The following is a 23,834-nucleotide window of genomic DNA, read 5'->3' as shown; positions in this document are numbered from 1 at the left end:
TTTTAGTTGGTAAATCAAGTTTTATTATTAACTAAAACGTTATAGTTTTATTATATCATTAAAATATGACATATGTTATAAAAATATGGTATTTGTTTAGTAATTTTACCTCGAAATAAAGGAATTGATGTCTAGAAAAATTAAGAAAATAGGTGTTTTTACTTCTGGAGGAGATGCTCCTGGAATGAATGCCGCTATACGTTCAGTAGTTCGAACGTGTGCTTTTCACAATATTGAATGTGTAGGGATTTACAGAGGTTACGAAGGACTTATGGAAGGTGATTTTGAGCCTATGGGTCCTAGGAGTGTGAAAGGTATCATAAATAAAGGAGGAACGATTTTAAAGTCTGCCCGATCAAAAGATTTCCGTACAAAGGAAGGACGACAAAAAGCTTTTGAAAACTTGGTTAAGGCTGAAGTTGATAGTTTAGTTGCAATTGGGGGTGACGGTACGTTTACGGGGGCTATGATTTTTAATCAGGAGTTTGATTTCCCGGTTATGGGTATCCCTGGAACCATAGATAATGATATCTTTGGGACATCCCATACCTTAGGTTTTGACACAGCGCAAAATACTGTGGTAGAGGCTATCGATAAAATTAGAGATACTGCAAGTTCTCATAACAGATTGTTTTTTGTTGAAGTTATGGGGCGAGATGTAGGGCACATCGCACTTAACGTTGGTATAGCTGGTGGTGCAGAAGAGATTTTAATTCCTGAGGAAGATTTGGGATTAGATCGTTTGGTTGATTCGTTAAACAAGAGTAGAAAATCAGGTAAATCTTCTAGTATCGTTATCGTTGCTGAAGGTGATAAAATAGGTAAAAACATATTTGAACTTAAGGAGTATGTTGACGAAAATATGGAAGGCTACGATGTTAGGGTATCTGTGTTAGGACACATGCAACGCGGTGGGTCACCATCATGTTTCGATAGAGTACTGGCCAGTAGAATGGGTGTAAAAGCTGTAGAATCCTTAATGGAAGGCAAAACAAATTACATGGTAGGTTTAAAAAACAATGTGATGCAATTAACACCATTGGATCAAGCCATAAAAGGAAAATCAAAAATTAACTTAGAATTACTTCGTGTCTCAGATATAATGAGCACATAAACATTAATAAATAAGAACATGTCAAAATTAAAAATTGGAATTAACGGATTTGGAAGAATAGGTAGAATCGCTTTTAGAGTAGCAGCTTCTAGACCTGATATTGAAATAGTTGGAATTAATGATTTATTAGACGTTGAGCATTTAGCGTATTTATTGAAGTACGATTCTGTTCACGGAAGATTCAACGGAACTGTAGACACTAAAAACGGTAACCTAGTAGTTAACGGAAATGAAATTAGAATTACTGCAGAGCGTAACCCAGAAGATTTAAAGTGGGATGCAGTAGGGGCTGAGGTTATTTTAGACTGTACAGGTATTTTCACAACTTTAGATAAGGCTCAAGCACATATTAAGGCAGGAGCTAAGAAAGTTGCAATTTCTGCACCATCTGCAGATGCACCAATGTTTGTTATGGGTGTAAACCACAAGAAAATTACTGCTAGCGATACTATCGTTTCAAATGCATCTTGTACCACTAACTGTTTAGCGCCTTTGGCTAAGGTTATCGATGATAGCTTTGGAATTGTAGAAGGTTTAATGACAACTGTGCATGCTACCACAGCAACACAAATGACAGTTGACGGCCCATCCAAGAAAGACTGGAGAGGTGGTAGAAGTGCTTTAGCTAACATTATTCCATCTTCTACAGGAGCTGCCAAGGCAGTAGGTAAGGTGATCCCAGAATTAAATGGAAAACTTACAGGTATGGCATTTAGAGTGCCAACTCCTGACGTCTCTGTTGTTGATTTAACAGTAAGAACTGAAAAATCTGCATCTTGGGAAGAGGTAAAAGCAGCTTTAAAGTCTGCCTCTGAAGGTGAGTTGAGCGGTGTTTTAGGATATACTGAAGAGAAAGTAGTATCACAAGATTTTGTGTCAGAACCAATGACAAGTGTGTTTGATGCAGATGCAAGTATTGCATTAAATGATAATTTCTTTAAATTAGTTTCTTGGTACGATAATGAGTTTGGGTATTCAACTAAATTAGTTGACTTAGCTCAATATATCGCATCTGTTTAAAATAAAGGTAAATAACTCATAACTCCACAGAGTTATTGTGTTTTGCACAGTAGCCTGTGGAGTTTTTTATATAAAGTAAATTATGATTTTAATTGTAGATAGCGGTTCTACAAAGTCAGACTGGTTGGCTGTAGATAACAACGGAAATAAATTAATGGAGAAGATTAGAACCAAAGGTCTTAATCCCGCCATTTTAAGTGAGAAAAAACTATTTAAAATCATTAATAAAAGTAGTGAGTTAATTGATAATAAAGAAAAAGTAACCCACGTGTTTTTCTACGGTGCAGGGTGCGGTACAGAAAATGCCAGAGAATTATTATCGGATGTATTAAAAGCTATATTTGACAATGCCCACGTTGAGGTAAACGAAGACACCTTGGCCGCTGTTTATTCTACAATAAGCCATCCAAAAGAAGCTGCTGTGGTTTGTATTTTAGGAACAGGATCTAATTGTAGTTATTATGATGGTAACACATTACACCAAAGAGTAAAATCCCTGGGCTATACCCTTATGGATGATGCTTCGGGTAACTATTATGGCAAACAACTTATTAGAGATTATTATTTCAATCATATGCCAGAAAATGTAAAAATAGCGTTTGGTGCTAAGTATAATATGGATGCTGATTTTATAAAGTATAATTTGTACAAACAGCCCAGTCCTAATGCATATTTAGCAAATTTTGCAGAGTTTATGTTTTTGCATAAAGATTCAGATTATACTATTAAATTAATTAAGGATGGTATTCGGTTATTTGCTAAAAATATGATTATGCAATTTAAGGAGGAATTAAAAACCGTACCTGTACATTTCGCAGGTTCTATCGCATATTTCTCTCAAAAAGAAATTAGAGAAGTTGCAGATGAAATGGGATTTAAAGTAGGGAATTTTGAACGTAGACCTATCGATGGTTTAGTGCCTTTTCATACACAAAACTTATGATAAAGTATCGTGATAGAAGATCATATTGCAATTTATATATCAAATAAGGACGACAAAAAAGTTTTAATAAATAGAATAACTTCTGGGGATATTTTCCCTGAATTGGCATCTCAAAAGGGTGCCATTTTTTCTGAAACTATATTAAACAGATTTATTGACGAAGAAAGACGCCACGGGCATTTTGAAGTTGTTACTGAAACGAAAAATAGCCTTGAGCATTCATCAGAAGGAGAACGCAAAAGAGCGCTACTAAACCACATACTTTCAGGAGATACGTCGGATTACCTTGTTTTAGATAATGTATTTGATTGTTTAGATATAAAAGCACAGTCAAACATAAATAGAATTCTTACTGAAATAAGTGCCACAACCAAAATTATTCAAATCGCCACTCGCAAACGCGATATTTTAGAATTCATTGATGAGGTTTATTCGATTCAAGACAACACTTTGGAACTTTATTCAAATGAGGAGAACAACAGTAGAACAGACTATTTTGTTAAAGTATTACCGCAGCCATATAAAAACGAATTTCAATATATCAATCCTCTAGTTTCGCTGCGTAATTTAAAACTGAGCTATGGGGACAGACCAATTTTAAATGATGTGTCTTGGGAAATAAAACCGAACGAATTCTGGCAGTTAATTGGACCCAATGGTTCTGGAAAAAGCACTATTCTATCATTAATTTCAGGAGATAACCCCAAGGGCTATATGCAGGATATGACCTTGTTTGGGATGAAAAAGGGCAGTGGCGAGACAGTTTGGGATATAAAAAAGAATATAGGATTTTATTCTTCTGAGATGCTAAGAGGTTTTAAGCGAAAAGATACGATTGAAAGCATGATAGTTTCTGGGTTTCTGGACTCTATCGGGCTTTATAAATACCCAACCGACGTACAGCTTAAAATAGCGAGAGAATGGGTAGACTTGCTCAATATGACACCTATTAAAGATAAGAGTTTCCATTTTTTATCAAACGGACACAAGCGATTGGTATTGATTGCAAGAGCAATGGTAAAACATCCACCGTTATTAATTTTAGATGAACCCACTAACGGATTGGATGATAATGATGCACAAATCTTTTCGGAATTGGTAAACAAAATAGCGAAGGAAAGCAATACTGCTATTATTTATGTGTCTCACCGCAAAGAAGCGTATATCAACCCAGACTTTGTTTACGAACTTATTCCTCAAAAAACTGGTTCTATTGGAAGAATTTCAAAAGCTACTACGCTATAAGTTATTACTTTGTATAGACCTTATTCTCCTGTTCCGCAACTCTAATAAACGTTGTTCGCTTTGTAAGCTCTTTTAAACGTGAAGCCCCAACATAAGTACAAGTACTGCGCAATCCCCCTAAAATATCTTTTACTGTATCTTCTACCTTTCCACGATAAGGGACTTCAACAGTTTTGCCCTCACTAGCTCTATAATCAGCTACACCACCTGAGTGTTTATCCATCGCTGTGGACGAACTCATACCATAAAATTTTCTGAACTGTTCTCCATTTCTCTCAATAACGTCACCGCCACTTTCATCATGGCCTGCAAACATGCCCCCGAGCATTACAAAATCTGCACCAGCACCAAAAGCTTTGGCAACATCGCCGGGAGTTGAGCAACCACCATCGCTAATTATTTGCCCTCCTAAACCATGAGCGGCGTCGGCGCATTCAATAATTGCAGATAGTTGAGGATAGCCCACACCGGTTTTAATGCGTGTTGTACATACAGAACCTGGGCCAATGCCAACTTTTACGATGTCCGCACCAGATAATAATAACTCTTCAACCATTTCTCCCGTAACAACATTTCCAGCGATAATCACTTTCTCTGGGTGTTTATCTCTAGTTTGTTTTACAAAATCTGCAAAATACTCAGAATAACCATTTGCAACATCAATACAAATAAATTGTAATTCAGGATTTGCTTTTATATTTTCTGAAAGGCGTATCGCATCTTGTTTACCAATGCCTGTACTTACAGCGGTATAGTTCTCGATACCTTTTTCTGATCTACTGAAAAACTCAGTCCACTGTTCCTTACTATAATGCTTGTGCACGGTTGTAAATAGTTTTGCTTTAGAAAGTGCATTGGCCATTTCAAATGTACCAACAGTATCCATATTTGCTGCAATAATTGGAATTCCAGACCAAGTTATCGGACTGTGCAAAAATTTAAATTCACGTTTTAGGCTAACCTCTTTTCGGCTTTTTAGTGTTGATCGTTTTGGTCGAATCATTACATCTTTAAATCCTAACTTAATATCATATTCTATGCGCATTGCATTACTTGTTTTAATGATATTCAAAATTATGATTTTAAATCACTTGACGAAATTATATTTGATAACATCTATAAATTCATATTGTTTCGTATATTTAATGTCATCTAATTTTTAGCAATGAAATTCCCCCCAAAATCAAAACTAGGTTTTAAACTATGGACTATTGGCTTTATATTGGGTCTCGTTACTTTAGGAATTCTATTTTTTGCTGGCAGATATATTTCTGATAGTGCCGATTATTTTTCAACCTTATCCTTTTTACTTTTTATGCTCTTAGTTATTGTGGCTGGGGCTTTTTTATATACGCTAAGGTCTCAACTAGATAGTGATGTTGTAGAATCTTATTTGAATCAGAAAATTAATGAACTGGAAGAACAGCTGGAAGAGGCCAATGAGGATTCAGAGCATAAATCTGTTTACTTGGAGAATATGAGTCACGAGATTCGTATTCCCTTAAGTACAATTTTGGGTATGATTCGAATGCTTAAGAATACCGATTTGGATATTGATCAGAAAGCTCAAGTGGAGATTGCAGAATACTCATCAGAACATTTGTTGCAGCTTATAAATATGATTCTGAATAACTCTAAGGGTGTTGATACAAATTTAGAATTGGAACAGGTCCCCATCAGTTTACAATCAGACTTCACTAAATTGTTTAAAATATTCGAATATCAGGCATGGGAAAAAGGCTTAGAGTTTAGCTATAAATTTTTGACCAATAAAAAGCAGGACTTTTTACTGCTAGGGGATATTGGAAAAATTCAACAGGTACTGATCAATTTGGTTAACAACTCTATTAAGTTTACCAATAATGGTAAAATTGAGGTTACTATTGACCATAAAGTCACTTATGACGATCTGCAAGTAGTTTCGTTCTATATCAAAGATACCGGGATTGGTATGAGTAGTATAGAGCAGGACCAAGCTTTTGGAAATTTAGAAAATAAAAATGCTTCCCCAGCAGTAAAGCATTATAGAGGTTCTGGTATTGGACTGGCTGTGAGTAAAAAACTCGTAGAGTTAATGGGTGGAGAACTTAAGTTTGAAAGTAAGGAGAATGAAGGTTCTACCTTTTATTTCAGCTTGCAATTACAAAAAACATTAAATGTAATTACTGAGCCTCTAAAAGAAGCACCTGTTTTATTGAACAAGTATGATTTCAGATTTAGCGTTTTGGTAGCTGAGGACAACAAAATGAACCAAAAGGTAATTAAATTTTTATTAGAGCAGCACGGTGCTGAATGTACATTTGCAACCAATGGGTTGGAGGCTGTAAACCTCTACAAGGTAATTAATTTTGATATGATTTTTATGGATATTTATATGCCAGAAATTAATGGATATGAAGCGACACGAATTATAAAAAACTCTGATAAATATGCGAAAAATAATATTCCTATTGTAGCAGTTTCAGCGAGTGCTTTTGAAGAAGATATAGAAAAAGCGAAAGCTGCTGGTGTTGATGAATTTTTAGCAAAACCTATTGATAATGAAAAATTAAATAGTGTATTGAGAAAATATGCTTTAAAAAAGGAAGAGCAAGTATCTTAACTATTTATTTTACCGCTATCATACTTATTTCTACGTTTACATTTTTTGGTAATCTGGCAACTTGTATCGTTTCTCTTGCTGGAGCCGTTTCATCATTAAAAAAGCTTCCGTATACTTCATTGATTAAAGCAAAGTCATCCATATTATTTATAAATATTGATGTTTTAACTACATCCTCAAAAGTGTAATTCGCAGCTTCTAAAACTGTTTTTAGATTCTGCATTACTTGCATAGTTTCAGCTTTGATATCATCTAATACTAAATTGCCCGTTGAAGGATTAATAGCTATTTGACCTGATAGATACAAGGTGTTTCCACTTAATATAGCTTGGTTGTATGGTCCTAATGGTGCTGGTGCTTTATCGGTTGAAATAATTTTTTTCATTTTTAAATAGTTTAAAAGTTCAAATACCAAAGTTTGCAGCTATAGTGTTTGGTCAGGTTGTCTTCGTTGTTCGTATTTTAAGTCTTTAAGTATATTAGATTTTATACCTATGAAGAAATTCCATGAGCTTCTTGAGCTAAATGGCACCCAACTAAAATTCATACGCCAACTTAACAAATCACGTTCAAATCGCAATTGCGTGAAGGTGAAACCATTGTTTTTAAAATCGTATCCAGAAGAACCACCTACAGACCATTTTGGAGACAATTCAATATCTCCTGAAAACATTAAAGAGTGCGATGCTATTTCGCTATTCCGTCGCTGATTGGAGTAGTTTACAGCATAGGCTAATCTTAAACTCCAAGGCACCTTAAAGTTATAGAATTTATCATCTTCTTTCTTTTCATCTTTTTTAGCATTTGAATCAAATCGTTTGCTCGTAAAATCCTCTGCGCGTCCAAATAAATCATCGGCTCTACCACCGTTTCTAATATTCTCTTCTATACTGGCATCTCTTGAGTTGTCCTTTTTCTTATTATCACCTTTGCTAGAAAGGGTATAGCTCATATTCATATTGGCACTGGTAAGCCTAAATAAGCTGCCTCCATTATCAATATTAAAGGTATTAATTCTTCTATTGTTGTTATCAAGTGCGTAAGGATCTAATGTAGCACTAAAGTTTACACTCAATTTTCTATCAAATAGTTGCGTCCCCCCATTGATTCTTACGGGGCTCCATTGCAAAGAATCTCCGGCGAAATTATATGCAGTTGATACATTCAAATTATTTAAAAGCATTACTTTTTTTGGTTCGGTTTTGGTAGAGTCCTTATCTCTTACTTTTGCCTCAAAATTGTTTGATAATGAAATACCCATCGAACTGGAAAATCGTCTGTTTGGCACCCCAAATAAACTTTGCTCAAAACGTGTAAACTCTACATCATCGCGCGTAGCACCATCAGCAGTTACAACTTCAGTTTCATAACTATCGTAATACCTGTCAAAAGCTGGATTAATATTATAGCTAATCGCTGGACGCATCACATGCCTTATTGCCTTAATTTTTCTATCCTCTCCTTTCTTTTCAAAATTAAACATACCATAAATAGTTGTACCAATACTGGTGCTAAAATTGTAGGTCCTGTAAGAATCAAATCCACGAATTGTGTCTGTTATGGTTTCTCTTGTTTCAAAATCAAAACGTCTATCAATGGTATTAAATGTCCAAACTTCATTAAAATTGCTACTTGCACTTACGCTAAAGTGTTTAAATACTTTAAAGTTGGTGCTTAGAGGTATGGAATGCTGAAAACCTGCTTTAGCATCATCAAACATTTCTTTTTTAAAGAATAAAGAATCGGTAGTTTGAATTCTATTTTCCCCCCTTACATTATATTGAAAGTTAATATTTTGAATCAATCCTTTTTTAGTTCCAGATTTTGGAGCAAAGGGAAAAATACGCCCCATATTACCTTGAAAGGTGGGAAGCGTCATATTTATCTGCTGTGTTTGCGTGTTTTGTGAGTGTGTAGCCGTTACACTAAAATCCACTTGTGGTTCTCCTTGAAATGTTTTAGAATATGATACAGAAGAAGCCAAGGTGTTATTTAAAAAAGCACCTGTTGTAGCTTGATTTAGCGAGGCCCTATAAAACGTACTGCTTCCCAGGTTTACGGAAGCTGAAAAGCGGGAGTTAGGACTTGCCTTAGCATCTTGACTATGAGACCATCTAAGGTTGTAAACTGTAGTTTTTGAGTAATCAGGGAAACCGCGTTCACTAGTTATTAAGTTTTCATACCTAAACCCAAAATTGCCTCTAAACTTATAACGCAGTGCATAGGTGCTTTCACCTCTGATACCATAACTACCATTGGTGTAATAATCTCCCATAAGTGCCAAATCTACATGAGGGCTGATTGCAAAATAATAGCCACCATTCTGCAAAAAATACCCACGCTCATTTTGTTGCCCAAACGTTGGAATTAAAACACCTGAAGCCGAAGTGTTAGCCGGCCTTTGTGGAAAGAAACTAAAAGGCATCCATATTGGCGTTGGTACATCATAAAAATACATTTGTGCTGGACCGGTTACAATTTTTTTCTTCGGAACAATTTTAGCCTTTTTTAGTAAGATGTAATATTCAGGATCTGCTAAATTCTCTGCAGTTGTATATTTGGCATCCTTTATAAAGTAAACCGAATCGTTCTCTTTTTTGGTAACCTCTGCAATTACAGTACCTTCTCCCTGTTCAGTAATACTATTATAAATTAGAGCCTTTTGAGTCTTTGTATTAAATCGGATGGAATCAGGTTTTACAACATTTCCAGCCTGATCAAAAACAGGTGCTTGAGTATATTCTCCAGTGGAGTCTACAATCCCTCTAGCATATACCTCATTTTTTTTATAATCTATAGTAATATCCCCAGCTTTAATGTTAAGGTCTCCATAAGTTATTTCTGCCTGATTGTACAAGTAAAGTTTTTGTTTCCTCTGATTCATAGAGGTATAATCCTGGGCTCTGTATACTACAATATTTTCTAAAAACTCTTTCTTTTTAGGTGTAATGGAATCTACAAGCGTTGTGTCTTTTGGCGTATCTGGAAGTTCAGGTTTTACAATGCTGTCAAGAGATTTTACTACCGTATCAAGTTTTTTTTGAGGTTTTGGCTCAATAGGCTCTCCCTTTTTTGGGATGTCTTGGGCGAAGCTAAAAGTGTTGATAAACACTGTAAAACTCAATGCAAAAAGTATTTTAAACTTGTTTGTACGCAACGCTTTTAAATGTATTTTTGTAAAAGTATGGCTCGGTTTTTGAAATGCCAAAATTACATATATTTTTCTGGCTTTAATTTATATTTCTTTAGAAAAATTTCTATTTGAAATAAACCAATTTATTAAGCCGTTTAAAGCTTATAAGAATATCAAAAACTGAACCTTTTTTGGGTAAAATTGAATTTATATTCAAAACTTAAGAATTACCACATGAAAACGAACATGATATTACGTTTCGTATGTTTTATAATAGTATTAACATTTAGTTTGTCTATTAATGCGCAGCTGAAAAACAAATTTGTTGTTGTTTTAGATGCGGGGCACGGGGGAAAAGACCCTGGGAATTTAGGTAATGGCTACAGGGAGAAGGACATTGCATTGAAAGTTGTGCTTGAAGTAGGCAAGCAATTGGAGAAAAACCCAAACATAGAAGTTATTTATACAAGGAAGAAGGATGTGTTTGTGGATTTGTTTGTAAGAGGTAAAATTGCAAATAAGGCAAAGGCTGATTTATTTGTTTCTGTGCATTGCGATTCTCATACGTCTCAAGCCTATGGTGCAGGAACATTTGTTTTAGGGTTGCATAGAAATAATACAAATTTTGAAGTTGCGAAAAAGGAGAACTCCGTAATTTTTATGGAGGATGATTACAAGAAGAATTATGCTGGATTTAATCCAAACTCGCCAGAAGATGCAATCTCAATTATATTAGGACTTGAAGAGTATTTAGACCAAAGTATTTATCTCGCAAAACTGATTCAGGATAATTTTGTAAAACTAAACAGGAAAAACCGAAAAGTTAAGCAAGCAGGGTTTATCGTTTTGCACCAAACCGTAATGCCAAGTGTTTTAGTTGAGCTAGGATTTTTAACTAACAATAGAGAAGGGAGATATTTAAACTCCAAAAAAGGGCAATTAGAAATGGCTAATTCAATTACGGATGCCGTATTGAAATACAAAAAATCAATCGACCAAAATACGGTGAATGTTGTAAATGATACGGAGTTAGTTGAGGAGCAAGAAATGAAATTTGATGGTGTCACCTTCAAAGTTCAAATTGCTGCAAGTTCTAGAGCACTAGAGCCTAAACCATATAATTTCAAAGGGCTAAATGATATTTCCAGAATCAGTCAAGGTAATTTATATAAATATTTCTACGGCAATACATCGGATTACAATAAAGCCAAGTCTTTAGTAAAAGAAGCAAAAGCAAAAGGTTATGCTACTAGTTTTGTAGTTGCGTTTAAGGACGGTAACAAAGTCCCATTGGCCAATGTTTTAAAAACAACATCAAATTAATAACTTCCTATCTAAATTTATTTTAAATTTGTTTTTAAAAGAAAGCAAATTTTGAAAATATCTAAAGAAGTAAAAACAGGCATTCTAGTGTTGTCTGGAATTATACTGTTCATTTTTGGATTCAACTACCTGAAAGGGAAAAATCTACTTGATTCTTCTAGGACATTTTATACTGAATACGATAATGTTGAAGGTGTTGTGGCATCAACACCTGTTACAATTAACGGTCTTCCTGTGGGTAAGGTAATGAATATAGGTTTTAAAGGCGATGGTTCTGGGAAACTTGCTGTAGAACTCGTGGTTAACAGTGATTTTGAGTTTTCTAAAAACAGTCGTGCAGAATTATACGAGACAGGTTTGATAGGAGGAAAGGCAATAGCTATAGTTCCTGCTTTTGATGGTGCAGAAAATGCTAAAGACGGAGACAATCTTGCTGGGGGTGTTAAGGCTGGTCTTAGCGAATTAGTTAATCAAAGATTGACGCCATTGCAAGAGAAAATTGAAATTATGATGGTGGGTGCAGATTCTTTACTTTCAAATTTAAATGAAGTTTTTGATGACAAAACCAAGGCTAATCTTAGAGCAAGTATTTCAGGTTTAAACGATATTATTCAAAACTTTAAAGAGGCATCAAAATCTATTGACGTTTTAATTGTTAAAAATCAAGAAAAATTAGGTAATACCCTAAGTAATGTAGATAGTATTTCTTCAAATTTGTCTAAAACTACTGCGCAACTAGCAGAAACAGATTTAAAATCTACTGTTAAGCAACTAGAAGAAGTGTTGCAAAATTTTAAAGACATAAGTGGCAAGATTAAAAATGGCGAAGGCTCAATAGGCAAATTGTTAAATGAAGATGCGCTTTACAATAATCTAGAAGGTGCTAGTTTACAATTGAAACAGTTGCTAGAAGATATCAAATTGCATCCAGCGCGTTACAGACGCATATTATCTAAAAAGGAAATTCCCTACGAACCGCCGGTTGAGAAATAAAAGAACTAAATTTAAGTATGCAGTATTTGCCTAACATATTATTTGCTATTGCCTTAGTATTAGGGATTGGCTATTTTACAAAAAACGTTAAAAAGCTAATTAGAAACATCAAACTTGGAAACGAGGTTGATGCTTCTGATAACACATCCCAACGTTGGAAAAACGTTGTTAATATAGCTTTAGGACAAAGCAAAATGGTTCGTCGTCCAGTTTCTGGGTTGCTACATGTAATTGTTTATGTCGGTTTTATCATCATTAATATTGAGGTATTAGAAATCATAATTGATGGATTATTTGGCACACACAGAATCGGCTTAAAAATATTGCCAACTTCGGTTTATGGTTTTTTAATCGGTTCTTTTGAGGTTCTAGCATGCTTGGTTTTTATTTCGGTTATTATTTTCTGGATAAGACGAAACGTTTTAAAGCTAGCACGTTTTTGGAAAAGTGAAATGACCAGTTGGCCCAAAAACGATGGTAATATCATCCTATATTTTGAAATGGTGTTGATGACACTTTTCTTAGTTATGAATGCAACAGATTTAGAATTTCAAGCATTAAATTCTGGAAATATAGTAAGTCAGTATATAGCACCATGGTTTTCTAGTTTGTCAGAAACTGCACTTCACACGATTGAACGCACAGCTTGGTGGTTGCACATCTTAGGGATTTTGATATTCCTTAATTACCTTTATTTTTCCAAGCACTTGCACATACTTTTGGCGTTTCCAAATGTGTATTTTGGAAGAATAAAACCTCAAGGCGAATTCAACAACCTTGAAGCAGTGACCAATGAAGTTAAGATGATGATGGATCCCAATGCAGACCCATTTGCCACACCAGCAGAGGGTGCGGAAGAGGAGGTGCCTGCAAAATTTGGTGCAAGTGATGTGCAGGATTTGAATAGGATTCAATTGTTAAACGCTTATACCTGTACGGAATGCGGACGTTGCACCAGCGAGTGTCCTGCAAATCAAACTGGAAAAAAACTGTCGCCAAGAAAAATCATGATGGATACCCGTGATAGACTTGAGGAGGTTGGAAAAAATATTGACAGCAACAAAGGCGAATTTAAAGATGATGGCAAACAACTATTAGATGACTATATCACACGGGAAGAGTTGTGGGCGTGTACTTCATGTAACGCCTGTGTAGAAGCTTGTCCTGTAAGCATAAATCCGCTGTCTATTATATTAGAGATGCGTCGTTATTTGGTGATGGAACAGTCCGCTGCCCCAGCAGAACTCAATAATATGATGACCAATATTGAGAACAATGGCGCACCGTGGCCATACAATCAAATGGATAGACTAAATTGGGCCAATGACTAAATTCTGCATATACGCGATATGTCTGTTAATGATGAGTTTTGACAGTAGTTTTGGCCAGAATTTTAGAAAAGATTCATTACAATTTAAAGTTTATACAATTGCATCTTTTAAAGATTCAAAAGTAAAGAATATTAAGGTTGATAAGGTTTTATGCGATTATTGTTCAGAAGCACAGTTTACGACCTTAAAGCAAATGAGTATAAAATCATCAATGAAATTAATTGAGAAGCCTAAGTATAGATTAATTAATGGCGAAAAGCGACTAGCGATTTACATTAGGGTAAAAAGAGAGAATTTTGCCAAGTTAAAACATAAAGATTCACTTAGATAATGTTATTTAATTGAATTAACGATAATACTTAATTCTAGAGAGTATGAGCGAAACACTTAAAGTCCCCACCATGGCTGAATACATGTCACAAGGTAAACAACCCGAAGTTTTGTTTTGGGTAGGTTGTGCTGGAAGTTTTGATGATAGGGCAAAAAAGATAACAAAAGCTTTTGTAAAATTACTGCATAAAGCTAATGTAGAATTTGCTGTTTTAGGAACTGAAGAAAGTTGTACCGGAGACCCTGCAAAACGTGCAGGTAATGAGTTTTTGTTTCAAATGCAGGCTGTGACCAATATTGAGGTGCTAAACGCTTATGAGGTGAAAAAAATAGTAACAGCTTGCCCACATTGTTTCAATACTATAAAAAACGAATATCCAGAACTTGGCGGTAATTATGAGGTAATGCACCATACGCAGTTCTTAAAAACGCTGTTGAATGAAGGAAGACTAACTGTTGAAGGTGGTAAATTCAAAGGAAAACGTATCACATTTCACGACCCGTGCTATTTAGGACGTGCAAATAATATTTATGAAGCTCCTAGACAACTAATTGAAAAACTTGAGGCGGAATTGGTTGAAATGAAAAACTGTAAGCGCAATGGCTTGTGCTGCGGCGCTGGGGGCGCACAAATGTTTAAGGAACCAGAAAGCGGGGAAAAAGATGTGAATGTAGAGCGTACCGAACAAGCTCTTGAAACCAAGCCAGAGATAGTAGCAGCAGGATGCCCATTTTGCAATACCATGTTAACCGATGGTATGAAAGCCAAAGAACGTGAAGAAGTGCAAGTAATGGATGTAGCGGAGTTAATTGCTAATGCTGACGATTTATAAATAGTTGTTTTGAAAACAATTGAGACCCATAAATCACTAAAAAAATGCTAGTAGATTTTAATACATTACCAGAAGAATCTAGAGTTTGGATATATCAAGCCAACCGTTCATTTACGCCAGAAGAGCTAGCGGACATTAAAAATAAGTTAAATGTTTTTATAGAAAACTGGACGGCTCATGGAAGTGATCTTCAAGCAGGTTATCTTATTAAATATAAAAGATTTATAGTAATTGGATTAAACCAAGACTTAAATAGTGCAACAGGATGTTCTATTGATGCTTCCGTACATTTTATTCAACAATTAGAGAAAGACTATAATGTTGATTTAATGGATAAAATGAATGTGTCGTATAAACAAGGAGAATTTATAGCCCATAAGTCTTTGGTCGATTTTAAAAAGATGGCTAAAGAACGTGCTGTTTCTAAAAATACTATTGTTTTTAATAACTTAGTAAACAACATTGCAGAGTTTAAGGAAAACTGGGAAGTGCCGGCTAGTGAGAGTTGGCATTCACGGTTTTTGTAAATCTTTCGTATTTCTCCCGAGAATAATAAAGTTTTCTGAATAACTAAACTATCTTCTTAATCACACGCAACTTATGTGTATGTGTCCTATTATCCACATTGTAAATACCAGAATGGTCTAATCTATCTATCCTTACTTTTCCGTGTGCATGTATGATGTAATTGTCCTTCATAATAATACCCACATGAATAATTTCGCCATCTGCATTATCAAAAAATGCTAAATCCCCAGGTTCGCTTTCTTCTATAAAACTAAGTGCTTCACCTTGTGTTGCTTGTTGTGATGCATCTCGCAGCAATTTATAGCCATTCAGTTTATAAACCATCTGTGTGAAACCAGAACAATCAATACCAAAAGGTGTCTTTCCACCCCATAGATAAGGGCTGTTTAAGTATAGGAATGCCGTTTGAATGATATTTGCTTTATTGATAACACCTTCAGTAATATTACCATCAAACCTGTGTTTTAAAAGGGATAAGCCATTTAATGTAGAACCTAATTGAATTGGGTAAATTTGCTCGTTTTCATCTTGAACAAATTCAACCAAATCCATTGAAAGTTTTAAGGATTCAGAGTTAAGCTTTTTATAGTCATCGGCTTCAATATCTGCATATTGCTTATTGTCAACCCACCCTTCATACTTATCAAAAGCCAAACGGATTTTGCTCCAGCTTTTTCGCTTTTCAATCACCTTAAACCATTCGCCATATAAAACCTGAGATACCAACTCACTTTTATCGGAGGCTTCAAATCGTAATGGAACGATACTTAAATTACAAATTCCGTATTGCATTAGGGCGATTAATTGCGTTCAATTACCATAGCAGTAGCACCACCACCACCATTACAGATAGCTGCAGCACCAATTTTGGCATTGTTCTGTTCTAGAACGTTTAGCAAAGTAATTAAAATTCTAACACCAGAGCAACCTAGTGGGTGGCCAAGAGATACAGCGCCTCCATTGATGTTTACTCTATCATCACTTAATCCAAGAATTTTCATGTTGGCTAATGCCACTACAGAAAAAGCTTCATTAAACTCAAAATAATCTACATCCTCTTGGGTTATTCCTGCTTTGGCTAGTGCTTTAGGTAAAGCTTTCGCCGGAGCCGTTGTAAACCACTCAGGTTCATGTGCTGCATCAGCATAACTTTTTATAGTAGCCAAAATATCTAAGCCCAATGCTTCAGCTTTGCTTTTACTCATTAAAACCACGGCACCCGCACCATCATTAATGGTAGAGGCATTTGCAGCTGTAACTGTACCGTCTTTTGTAAAAGCAGGACGAAGGCTTGGTATTTTATCTAATTTCACTTTAGTAAATTCTTCATCTGTGTCAACTACTAGCGGTTGTTCACCTCTGCGTTGTGGCACTTCAACAGGAACCACTTCGTTTTTAAATTTACCTGCATCCCAAGCGGCTGCGGAGCGTTTGTAAGATTGTATTGCATAGCTATCCTGATCTTCGCGAGAAAACTTGTATTCCGTAGCGCATGCATCGGCACAAACACCCATAGCATTTTGGTCATATGCATCCACTAATCCATCACGTTGTAATCCATCAATTAAGCTGCTTGGTCCAAACTTAGTGCCAGTTCTAGCGTAAAGATAATGGGGGATTAAACTCATGTTTTCCATACCTCCTGCAACCACAACCTCTGCATCGCCCAAACCAATAGCTTGCGCTCCATGCATCACTGCTTTCATTCCAGAAGCACAAACCTTATTAATGGTTGTACAAGGCACGGTATCAGGAATTCCAGCCCCTAAGGCTGCTTGTCTCGCAGGTGCTTGTCCATTTCCGGCTTGCACCACATTTCCCATAAATACTTCGTCAACTAGTTCTGGTTTCAAATTAATCCTGTCCAACGCGCCTTTTATGGCAACTGAACCCAATTTGGTAGCTGGTACAGTTGATAAAGCACCTAAAAAACTACCTATTGGCGTTCTTACAGCAGACACAATAACAACTTCTGAATTCATAACTTAAGTTTAAAATTGATATGGCGAAAATAATCAATTTTTAACAGATAATATGAGTATTAATTGGATTAAAGGATAGATGGTAACACCATAGAATTTCTTACATTTGAAAATATTCTTGCCAAATATGAAAGACTTCATAAATAAACTTTACAGAAATCATTCTTTGATATATAAAGTTTTATTGTTTGTATGTACTACGTTTTTAATAGTGTATTTATTCCCGAAAAGCGGAAAGTTTAAGTATAGTTTTGAAAGAGGAAAACCTTGGCAATCGGAAAACTTACTGGCTCCTTTTGATTTTGCCATAAAAAAGGCAGAGGATGAGATCAATAAAGAGAGAAAGGCTATTGAAAGTCAAGCACCGTTGTATTTTGATGTCGATAATGCTGTGAAAACAAAAGTGCTTCAGGATTACGAAATGTTGTTTTCAGAAGTGTTTTCAGATTCTCTTCCTGCGCCTAATCTTAATGCATTAAAAGATGCTGGACGCACTATTTTGGAAGACATATACAATTTTGGAATACTCTCAGACAGCTATACGTTTCAAGATGAAAGACTTGTTGAAATAATAAGTGGAAATGTAAAGCAAAAAAATACCGTTTTTGGCAATTTGATTCAGCAAGATGAAGTGAAATCTTTTATTGAAAGAAAGTTAACTTCTGAGGGATTAGATAGTTATGCTTCTAAGTTCACATCACTGTTTTTTGATGTCATTGAGCCGAATCTCACCTATAATAAATCATTTACAGAAAAAGCACTTGAAGATGAATTTAGTAAGATATCCTATACTCGTGGTAGTGTAGAGCGAGGTACTTTAATTATTTCGAAAGGGGAAGTCGTTGAAGGTGATAAATTCCAAAAACTTAAATCGCTTCAATCTGAATATGAGTCTCAAGTATGGAATGAGTCCAATTACAACTGGATATTATTCGCCTACACACTACTTGTTGCGTTAGCATTGTTAATGTTGCTATTATTCTTAAGGAAATATAGGTTAGAAGTTTTTGAAAATAATACGAAAGTTACTTTTATTTTCTTCAATATACTCCTAATGGTGTTTATTACCACATTGGTAGTAAACTACAATTCTGAGTATTTGTATGTGGTGCCTTTGTGTATGTTGCCTTTGGTTTTAAAGGCATTTTTTGATGCGCGTCTGGGTATGTTTACCCACGTAATAACGGTTTTGTTATTAGGTTCAATTGTACCCAATAGCTATGAGTATATGTTTTTACAAATTCTAGCGGGCATTGTAACGATATTAACAGTCTCAGAACTATACAAACGTGCAAACTTATTTATATCAGTAGGTCAAATTACACTTATTTATATCATTGCTTACTTTGCCTTTTTTGTTATTCATGAAGGTAGTATTGAAACTATTGATTTGAACACGTTTTTGTTGTTCATTCTTTGTGGGCTCGCTACGCTTTTTGTGCAGCCCTTAATTTATGCTTACGAAAAATTATTTGGTTTAGTCTCTGATGTATCACTTTTGGAGTTGTCTGATACGAATACCAAATTATTAAAAGAACTATCAAACGTATCACCTGGAACATTTCATCATTCTTTAAACGTTGCGAATTTGGCTGAAGCTTCGGCTAATGAAATAGGAGCAAATGCAATGCTAGTTAGGGTAGGAGCTTTGTATCATGATATCGGTAAAATGGTAAACCCCAATTATTTTACTGAAAATCAATCTACGGGAATCAATCCGCATGATGAGTTGTCTTCAAAAGAGAGTGCAAGAATCATCACAGATCATGTCATAAACGGGATTGAAATAGCCAAAAAAAATAACTTACCAGATAGGGTAATTGATTTTATTAGAACACACCACGGTACCAGCGTTGTGTATTATTTCTATATGAAAGCCAAAGAGATTGATGCGGAAATAGATTCTGATTTATTCAGATATCCAGGGCCAAAACCGTTTAGTAAGGAAACAGCTATTTTGATGATGTGTGATAGTGTAGAAGCAGCCTCTAAAAGTTTAAAAAACCCAACCTCTACAAAAATAGACGCATTTGTTGAAAATATAATCAACAAACAGATTGAAGAAGAGCAATTCTTGAATGCGAATATCACTTTCAAAGAAATTCAAGCCATAAAAAAAGTATTAAAGCACAAGCTTGCAAACATTTACCATTTGAGGATAGAATATCCTGAATAATTTTTTTAAAAATTCAATTAAATAGTTGCGTTCTTATAATGTTTAAATTACATTTGCATCCGCAATTTTACTTGCAAAAGTTCTTTATAGAATTAGGAGAGGTGCCAGAGTGGTAATGGAGCAGATTGCTAATCTGTCAACGCGTAAGTGTTGCCCGGGTTCGAATCCCGGTCTCTCCGCAAAAATTAGATAACCATATCGGGGTGTAGCGTAGCCCGGTTATCGCGCCGCGTTTGGGACGCGGAGGTCGCAGGTTCGAATCCTGCCACCCCGACAAAACAAAGCCTTTGTAAAATACAAAGGCTTTTTTATGCACTAGACACAATACTATTTGTGTTTCCAATATTTTTAGAATAGTGTACTCCATTTTATTCAGATTTCTGTAAAAACTAAACCTTTAATTTTACTATAAGACAATTATTGACATTTCAATTTTAGAAATCAATAATAATTGGATTGTCTACGTAAATTTCTCAGTAATATAGAATAAAAAATAAGTATAAATACTTAGTTTTGTTTTCAAATACGTAATTATGAAACAAATTATTGTAGTTGGAAATGGAATGGTTGGTTATAAATTTTGTGAAAAATTTGTGGCTAATGCAGCAAGTATTGGTTTTAAGATCACTGTTTTTGGAGAAGAACCAAGACCAGCTTATGATAGAGTTCATTTGAGTGAATATTTTGAAAATCAAGATGCAAAGGCCTTAGAGATGGCCCCTGCTAGCTGGTATGCAGAGCATGGAATAGAATTAGTTACTGGCGAACGCGTTTCAGATATAAATAGGGCAGAAAAAATAATAACTACAGCAAAGGATAGAGAATTTGCATACGATTATTTGGTGCTAGCCACAGGATCTTCTCCCTTTGTACCTCCAATAAAAGGGGTTGAGAAAGAAGGTGTTTTCGTTTATAGAACTATTGAAGATTTAGAAGGCATGATGGCTTATGCTGAAAAGATAAAAACTGAAAAACCTAATGCTAAAGCTGCTGTTTTAGGTGGTGGTTTATTGGGTTTAGAGGCTGGTAAAGCCGTTATGGATATGGGGTTAGAGCCTCATATTGTGGAGTTGGCTCCTAAGTTAATGCCACGACAATTAGATTCTAGAAGTTCACAGGTTTTAAAATTGAAATTAGAATCTATTGGTTTAAATATTCATTTGAGCAAAGCAACCAACCAGATACTAGGTAATGGCAGTATTACGGGAATGGAGTTTGGTGAAGACGATATACTAGATGTTGATATGCTCATCATTTCAGCAGGTATTAGACCACGGGATGAACTTGGTAGAGCATGCGGGTTGGAAGTTGGAGTTAGAGGAGGAATTATTGTTGATAACACCATGAAAACCTCAGATGACAGCATTTATGCTATTGGCGAAATTGCACTCTATAACCAAATGATATATGGTTTAGTAGCTCCGGGTTATGATATGGCTGATATTGCTGTAAAACAAATTCTAGCCGAAAATGATGCTATTATGCCATCTGATATTGATATGTCTACTAAATTGAAATTAATTGGAGTAGATGTGGCTAGTTTTGGTGAGCCATTTATGCCTGCATCAAAAGGACATTCCATCATTTTTGAAAATAAAACACAACATTTATATAAAAGAATTAATGTAAGTCTTGATGGTAAAAAACTTCTTGGAGGCATATTGGTTGGTGATGCATCAGATTATAACATGTTACATCAGATGTACTTGAATGGTATGAAAATTCCAGAAGACGCATCTCAATTAATTTTACCCGCTAGTGATGGCGCAGCGTCTTTTGGTGACGTAACCGATTTGCCTGATGAAGCCCAAGTATGCTCATGTGAAAGCGTTACAAAAGGACAAATTTGTGGTGTTATAGAAAGTGGGGAAGCTACAGATTTAGCAGGTGTAGTAGGTTGTACCAAAGCAGGTACAGGTTGTGGTGGTTGTAAACCTATGGTCGCAGATTTAACCAATGCAACACTTAAGGCTCTTGGTATTGAAGTTAAAGATTCAGTTTGCGAGCATTTTGATTATAACAGGCAGGATTTATATAAAATTATAGAAGTAAAAGGTTATACCAAGTTTAATGAAGTATTGGATAACCACGGAAACGGGGGTCATGGTTGCGAATTATGTAAACCACTTATAGCCTCATTAATGGCGACTATTCATGCAGATACTGCAAATAAAGAGTATGCTATCCAAGATTCAAATGATAGATTTTTAGCTAATATTCAGCGTAATGGTACGTATTCTGTTGTACCGCGTGTTCCAGGAGGAGAAATCACACCAGACAAGCTAATTGCTTTAGGTGAAATTGCTAAGAAATACGATTTATATACTAAGATTACAGGTGGTGTTCGCGTTGATTTATTTGGTGCTACTTTAAATCAGTTGCCATTAATATGGAAAGAATTAATAAGTCATGGTTTTGAAAGTGGGCATGCTTATGGTAAATCCTTAAGAACCGTAAAAACTTGTGTGGGCTCTACATGGTGTCGATACGGGATGGACGAAAGTGTAAGTTTTGGTATCGAATTAGAAAACCGTTACAGAGGTATCCGTGCGCCTCACAAAATTAAAGGCGGAGTGTCTGGATGTATTAGAGAGTGTGCCGAAGCTAGAGGAAAAGATTTTGGTTTAATTGCGGTTGAGGGTGGCTGGAACTTATATGTTGGTGGAAACGGTGGTGCAAATCCAAGACATGCAGAATTATTTGCTGAACAAATAGATAACGAAAGGGTAATTAAGTATTTAGACAGATATTTAATGTTTTACATGAGAACTGCTAAACCTTTACAACGTACTGCCGCATGGCAAGAACGATTGGAAGGTGGGCTAGACTATTTAAAAGACGTAATTATTAACGATAAATTGGGTATTGCAGAGGATTTAGAAAAAGAAATGCAAACTCTGGTAAATAAGTTTGAATGTGAGTGGACACAAGCTGTTAATGATCCTGAAATGATGAAGCGTTTCAATCACTTTGTAAATAGTAAAGAGGAAGATGATAATCTGGTTTTCGTCCCAATGCGTGACCAAAAAATGCCTGAACCTTGGGTATAAGTAGTCAACATTAAAAACAAAATAAAATGGTAGAAATTCTTGATAAATATTGCACAACAAACCTAGAAGACGTCAAGGTATGGTTTAAAGCGGCATCAGTTGAAGATTTTCCTCAAGATGGAGGAGCCTGTATAAAATACAAGAATAAGCAAATTGCAGTATTCAATTTTGCAAGAATAGCGAAGTGGTATGCCTGCCAAAACTTATGCCCACATAAAATGGAAATGGTTTTAAGTAGAGGTATGATTGGTGATGATAAGGGTATTCCTAAAGTTGCTTGTCCGTTGCATAAAAAAACATTTTCGTTGGAAAATGGTGAAAATTTAAATGGAGATTTAGGTGCTATTGCTACGTATCCTGTAAAAATTGAAGACGGTCATGTATATGTGGGTTTTACAGAATAGATTAAAATTTACAAAAGCATGCGGTAATTTATGAAGAACTAATATTCAAAGGTTATTAAATTACTAAGACGAATTTTGAATGTTCTTCATTTTACCGCAGTTGCTTTATTTACTGCAAGTTTAATTTAAAATGAAAATAAATTTGTCCGACCAAATAAAAATTCCAAAATCTACCACATAATAAAAAAGTGTAATTGTGTATCTTGGCTTACATAGAATTTAATACTAAAGTTAATCATGAAGCCCACACGTTTTGAAACCGCTATTGCGCTTATAGATAAAGCTAATTCTGAAGATATAAACACTTACGATGTTGCAGGCATACAATATCCAAAAGAGTTATTGTATTCCCAACGTATGACACGGAAGTTGTTGCAATTTAAACCAGATGCATCTAAAGCACTGCAAATCGCAGCAAGAGCACAACATATTTGCCGCTGGAAAATAGCTAGGGATGAGTATCCCATGGACCGTGTAGGTTATTTAAAATGGCGTGAAACCTTAAAAAAAATGCATGCAGATTTAACCGAAGATATTTTACGACAAGTAGGTTACGATGATATTTTTGTTGATAGAATCAGAAAAATAATCTTAAAAAAACTCATCAAAAAAAATGAAGAATCCCAAGCACTAGAAGATACCATCTGTTTGGTGTTTTTAGACTACTATTTTGAGGAATTTGCTGAAAAACATCCCGATGAAAAGGTAATCGACATTCTTCAAAAAACTTGGGTAAAAATGAGTGAAGACGGCCAAAAAGAAGCTCTAAAACTGAATTTTTCTGAAAAGTCTTTAGCTTTAGTAAAGCAGGCTATATCTTAAAAATT

General features: G+C 35.3%; 20 protein-coding genes and 2 tRNA genes. 17 read left to right on the top strand and 5 right to left on the bottom strand.

The annotated features are described in order from the left end of the window. Nucleotides 1-127 precede the first annotated feature (127 nt). The 4 genes from pfkA (at nucleotide 128) to EYD45_RS02830 (ending at nucleotide 4,322) form a co-directional block, all read left to right on the top strand. Complete coding sequence (gene pfkA / locus EYD45_RS02845) at nucleotides 128-1,114, top strand: 6-phosphofructokinase (protein WP_130962825.1); 987 nt, start codon at nucleotides 128-130, stop codon at nucleotides 1,112-1,114. A gap of 18 nt (nucleotides 1,115-1,132) precedes the next feature. Continuing rightward, nucleotides 1,133-2,134 (top strand): type I glyceraldehyde-3-phosphate dehydrogenase, encoded by a 1,002-nt coding sequence (gene gap / locus EYD45_RS02840; protein WP_130962824.1) that lies wholly within the window; start codon nucleotides 1,133-1,135, stop codon nucleotides 2,132-2,134. Between the two features lie 82 nt (nucleotides 2,135-2,216). Next, entirely contained in the window at nucleotides 2,217-3,077 is an 861-nt protein-coding gene (locus EYD45_RS02835) for an N-acetylglucosamine kinase (RefSeq protein ID WP_130962823.1), read from the top strand. Nucleotides 3,078-3,086: 9 nt separating this feature from the next. After that, nucleotides 3,087-4,322 carry an ABC transporter ATP-binding protein gene (locus EYD45_RS02830; RefSeq protein ID WP_165453874.1) on the top strand — a complete coding sequence of 412 codons (1,236 nt, stop codon included), beginning with the start codon at nucleotides 3,087-3,089 and terminating at the stop codon, nucleotides 4,320-4,322. 4 nt (nucleotides 4,323-4,326) lie between these two features. Here EYD45_RS02830 and EYD45_RS02825 read toward each other — a convergent pair whose 3' ends face one another. After that, on the bottom strand, nucleotides 4,327-5,367 hold the full coding sequence (locus EYD45_RS02825) for a GMP reductase (protein WP_130962905.1): 1,041 nt from the start codon (nucleotides 5,365-5,367) through the stop codon (nucleotides 4,327-4,329). Between the two features lie 120 nt (nucleotides 5,368-5,487). Between EYD45_RS02825 and EYD45_RS02820 the strand changes: the two genes are divergently transcribed. Next, nucleotides 5,488-6,924 carry a response regulator gene (locus EYD45_RS02820; RefSeq protein ID WP_130962821.1) on the top strand — a complete coding sequence of 479 codons (1,437 nt, stop codon included), beginning with the start codon at nucleotides 5,488-5,490 and terminating at the stop codon, nucleotides 6,922-6,924. A gap of 4 nt (nucleotides 6,925-6,928) precedes the next feature. On the opposite strand, the gene EYD45_RS02815 is transcribed toward EYD45_RS02820, so the two are convergent. Beyond that, a complete protein-coding gene (locus tag EYD45_RS02815; RefSeq protein WP_130962820.1) occupies nucleotides 6,929-7,309 on the bottom strand; it encodes a RidA family protein in 381 nt (126 codons plus the stop codon). Nucleotides 7,310-7,348: 39 nt separating this feature from the next. Beyond that, nucleotides 7,349-10,132, bottom strand: a complete 2,784-nt coding sequence (locus EYD45_RS02810; protein ID WP_130962819.1) for a putative LPS assembly protein LptD — start codon at nucleotides 10,130-10,132, stop codon at nucleotides 7,349-7,351. A gap of 159 nt (nucleotides 10,133-10,291) precedes the next feature. Between EYD45_RS02810 and EYD45_RS02805 the strand changes: the two genes are divergently transcribed. The 6 genes from EYD45_RS02805 to EYD45_RS02780 are packed head-to-tail and all read left to right on the top strand — an operon-like array spanning nucleotide 10,292 to nucleotide 15,394. Continuing rightward, entirely contained in the window at nucleotides 10,292-11,380 is a 1,089-nt protein-coding gene (locus tag EYD45_RS02805) for an N-acetylmuramoyl-L-alanine amidase family protein (protein ID WP_130962818.1), read from the top strand. Nucleotides 11,381-11,431: 51 nt separating this feature from the next. Further along, the gene (locus EYD45_RS02800; RefSeq protein ID WP_130962817.1) at nucleotides 11,432-12,373 is read left to right on the top strand and encodes an MlaD family protein; all 942 of its coding nucleotides are present in this window, start codon (nucleotides 11,432-11,434) and stop codon (nucleotides 12,371-12,373) included. A 17-nt stretch (nucleotides 12,374-12,390) separates the two neighbouring features. Then, a complete protein-coding gene (locus tag EYD45_RS02795) occupies nucleotides 12,391-13,704 on the top strand; it encodes a (Fe-S)-binding protein (RefSeq protein WP_130962816.1) in 1,314 nt (437 codons plus the stop codon). Continuing rightward, entirely contained in the window at nucleotides 13,697-14,035 is a 339-nt protein-coding gene (locus tag EYD45_RS02790) for a hypothetical protein (RefSeq protein WP_130962815.1), read from the top strand. Before EYD45_RS02795 ends, EYD45_RS02790 begins: the two co-directional genes overlap by 8 nt. 43 nt (nucleotides 14,036-14,078) lie before the next feature. Then, nucleotides 14,079-14,867 carry a (Fe-S)-binding protein gene (locus EYD45_RS02785; protein WP_130962814.1) on the top strand — a complete coding sequence of 263 codons (789 nt, stop codon included), beginning with the start codon at nucleotides 14,079-14,081 and terminating at the stop codon, nucleotides 14,865-14,867. A 44-nt stretch (nucleotides 14,868-14,911) separates the two neighbouring features. After that, nucleotides 14,912-15,394, top strand: coding sequence for an ABC transporter ATPase (locus EYD45_RS02780; RefSeq protein ID WP_130962813.1), 483 nt, complete (start codon nucleotides 14,912-14,914; stop codon nucleotides 15,392-15,394). 43 nt (nucleotides 15,395-15,437) lie between these two features. Here EYD45_RS02780 and EYD45_RS02775 read toward each other — a convergent pair whose 3' ends face one another. Continuing rightward, nucleotides 15,438-16,187: a C40 family peptidase gene (locus EYD45_RS02775; protein ID WP_130962812.1), complete on the bottom strand. Its 750-nt coding sequence runs from the start codon at nucleotides 16,185-16,187 to the stop codon at nucleotides 15,438-15,440. Between the two features lie 8 nt (nucleotides 16,188-16,195). Then, nucleotides 16,196-17,377, bottom strand: a complete 1,182-nt coding sequence (locus EYD45_RS02770) for an acetyl-CoA C-acyltransferase (protein ID WP_130962811.1) — start codon at nucleotides 17,375-17,377, stop codon at nucleotides 16,196-16,198. Between the two features lie 127 nt (nucleotides 17,378-17,504). On the opposite strand from EYD45_RS02770, the gene EYD45_RS02765 reads away from it, so the two are divergent. From EYD45_RS02765 to EYD45_RS02740, 6 genes are all read left to right on the top strand, one after another. Then, the gene (locus EYD45_RS02765; RefSeq protein WP_130962810.1) at nucleotides 17,505-19,553 is read left to right on the top strand and encodes an HD family phosphohydrolase; all 2,049 of its coding nucleotides are present in this window, start codon (nucleotides 17,505-17,507) and stop codon (nucleotides 19,551-19,553) included. Nucleotides 19,554-19,648: 95 nt separating this feature from the next. After that, nucleotides 19,649-19,732, top strand: a tRNA-Ser gene (locus tag EYD45_RS02760). 20 nt (nucleotides 19,733-19,752) lie between these two features. Further along, a tRNA-Pro gene (locus EYD45_RS02755) sits at nucleotides 19,753-19,827 on the top strand. Nucleotides 19,828-20,086: 259 nt separating this feature from the next. Further along, complete coding sequence (gene nirB / locus EYD45_RS02750) at nucleotides 20,087-22,603, top strand: nitrite reductase large subunit NirB (protein ID WP_130962809.1); 2,517 nt, start codon at nucleotides 20,087-20,089, stop codon at nucleotides 22,601-22,603. Nucleotides 22,604-22,629: 26 nt separating this feature from the next. Beyond that, a complete protein-coding gene (gene nirD / locus EYD45_RS02745; RefSeq protein ID WP_130962808.1) occupies nucleotides 22,630-23,007 on the top strand; it encodes a nitrite reductase small subunit NirD in 378 nt (125 codons plus the stop codon). A gap of 237 nt (nucleotides 23,008-23,244) precedes the next feature. After that, entirely contained in the window at nucleotides 23,245-23,829 is a 585-nt protein-coding gene (locus EYD45_RS02740) for a DUF4202 domain-containing protein (protein ID WP_130962807.1), read from the top strand. Nucleotides 23,830-23,834: the final 5 nt, after the last annotated feature.

Source organism: Hyunsoonleella flava, from assembly GCF_004310325.1.
In the GTDB taxonomy this organism is placed as follows: Bacteria; Bacteroidota; Bacteroidia; order Flavobacteriales; family Flavobacteriaceae; genus Jejuia; species Jejuia flava.
Note: the sequence above shows the minus strand (reverse complement) of the source record. Positions and strands in the feature narration are given on the sequence as shown.

What these genes read in the sequence shown, in the direction of transcription:
- pfkA (WP_130962825.1), top strand. Translation starts at nt 128, where the DNA reads ATGTCTAGAAAAATTAAGAAAATAGGTGTTTTTACTTCTGGAGGAGAT.
- gap (WP_130962824.1), top strand. Translation starts at nt 1,133, where the DNA reads ATGTCAAAATTAAAAATTGGAATTAACGGATTTGGAAGAATAGGTAGA.
- EYD45_RS02835 (WP_130962823.1), top strand. Translation starts at nt 2,217, where the DNA reads ATGATTTTAATTGTAGATAGCGGTTCTACAAAGTCAGACTGGTTGGCT.
- EYD45_RS02825 (WP_130962905.1), bottom strand. Translation starts at nt 5,367, where the DNA reads ATGCGCATAGAATATGATATTAAGTTAGGATTTAAAGATGTAATGATT.
- EYD45_RS02820 (WP_130962821.1), top strand. Translation starts at nt 5,488, where the DNA reads ATGAAATTCCCCCCAAAATCAAAACTAGGTTTTAAACTATGGACTATT.
- EYD45_RS02815 (WP_130962820.1), bottom strand. Translation starts at nt 7,309, where the DNA reads ATGAAAAAAATTATTTCAACCGATAAAGCACCAGCACCATTAGGACCA.
- EYD45_RS02805 (WP_130962818.1), top strand. Translation starts at nt 10,292, where the DNA reads ATGAAAACGAACATGATATTACGTTTCGTATGTTTTATAATAGTATTA.
- EYD45_RS02795 (WP_130962816.1), top strand. Translation starts at nt 12,391, where the DNA reads ATGCAGTATTTGCCTAACATATTATTTGCTATTGCCTTAGTATTAGGG.
- EYD45_RS02790 (WP_130962815.1), top strand. Translation starts at nt 13,697, where the DNA reads ATGACTAAATTCTGCATATACGCGATATGTCTGTTAATGATGAGTTTT.
- EYD45_RS02785 (WP_130962814.1), top strand. Translation starts at nt 14,079, where the DNA reads ATGAGCGAAACACTTAAAGTCCCCACCATGGCTGAATACATGTCACAA.
- EYD45_RS02780 (WP_130962813.1), top strand. Translation starts at nt 14,912, where the DNA reads ATGCTAGTAGATTTTAATACATTACCAGAAGAATCTAGAGTTTGGATA.
- EYD45_RS02775 (WP_130962812.1), bottom strand. Translation starts at nt 16,187, where the DNA reads ATGCAATACGGAATTTGTAATTTAAGTATCGTTCCATTACGATTTGAA.
- EYD45_RS02770 (WP_130962811.1), bottom strand. Translation starts at nt 17,377, where the DNA reads ATGAATTCAGAAGTTGTTATTGTGTCTGCTGTAAGAACGCCAATAGGT.
- EYD45_RS02765 (WP_130962810.1), top strand. Translation starts at nt 17,505, where the DNA reads ATGAAAGACTTCATAAATAAACTTTACAGAAATCATTCTTTGATATAT.
- nirB (WP_130962809.1), top strand. Translation starts at nt 20,087, where the DNA reads ATGAAACAAATTATTGTAGTTGGAAATGGAATGGTTGGTTATAAATTT.
- nirD (WP_130962808.1), top strand. Translation starts at nt 22,630, where the DNA reads ATGGTAGAAATTCTTGATAAATATTGCACAACAAACCTAGAAGACGTC.
- EYD45_RS02740 (WP_130962807.1), top strand. Translation starts at nt 23,245, where the DNA reads ATGAAGCCCACACGTTTTGAAACCGCTATTGCGCTTATAGATAAAGCT.